Annotated in this window: 1 protein-coding gene; it reads right to left on the bottom strand. The window is 65.7% G+C overall.

Translation table 11 applies throughout. The features are described from left to right. Positions 1 to 861 (bottom strand): IS110 family transposase (locus G9X67_RS34365; RefSeq protein WP_171600748.1); only part of this gene is annotated, 861 nt, incomplete at both ends.

Below are 861 nucleotides of genomic sequence, written 5' to 3'. Positions count from 1 at the left end.
GGTTCCATGGGGTTCGTCTTTTAAGAATAGTGTTGATCATGATGATGAGCTTTCGCATGGCGGCGACGATGGGGACCTTGGGCGGTTTGCCCGCGTCGCGCAGCCTTTTGTGGAAGGTCTTGATGGCCGGGTTGCAGCGGATGGCCGAGAGCGTAGCCATATAGAGGGCGCATCTGACGGTGGCGCGGCCGCCGGCGATATGGCGTTGTCCACGCCATGTGCCGCTGTCGTGAGCGATGGGGGCGACGCCGACGAGGGCTGCGAGCTTCTTGTCGTCGATGGCGCCGAGTTCGGGCAATTCGGCGATGAGCACGGCGGCACTGACCTCGCCAATGCCCGGCACGGTCAACAGCAGATTGCGGCGTTCGGCCATGTCGGGCTCGGCCTCGATGGCTAGCGCGATGGCGGCATCGACGCGGGCGAGCTGAGCCTTGAGGGCGGCGAGGGTCTCTGCAATCAGCGCTGCGACGGCCTCAGGCGCATGCTCGAGGCGGTTCTTCTCGGCGACCGCCATGTCGATGAGTTGGCGACGGCGGGTGACAAGCGCAGCAAGCGCGATGCGGCCGTCGTCGATATGGGGGATCTGTGCCGGCCGCATCGCTCTGGCGAAGTGGAGAGTGACGCGGGCGTCGACCTGGTCGGTCTTGGCCAAACGACCGCTGGCCCTGGCGAAGTCGCGTACCTGGCGGGGATTGACGACGGCGACGGCAATACCGGTGGCCATCAGCGTTCTGACGATCGCCATCTCGTAACCGCCGGTCGCCTCGACGACGACAAGCTCTGCGCCGGCCACTGCCGCAGTGAGTGCGGCACAGCCTGGCGCATCGTTGTCGAAGCGGACAACGGCGCGTTTGCCCTCGA

Origin of the sequence: Rhizobium sp. WYCCWR 11152 (assembly GCF_013087615.1) — a bacterium.
In the GTDB taxonomy this organism is placed as follows: Bacteria; Pseudomonadota; Alphaproteobacteria; order Rhizobiales; family Rhizobiaceae; genus Rhizobium; species Rhizobium indicum.
This window is presented reverse-complemented; position numbering and strand designations above follow the sequence as displayed.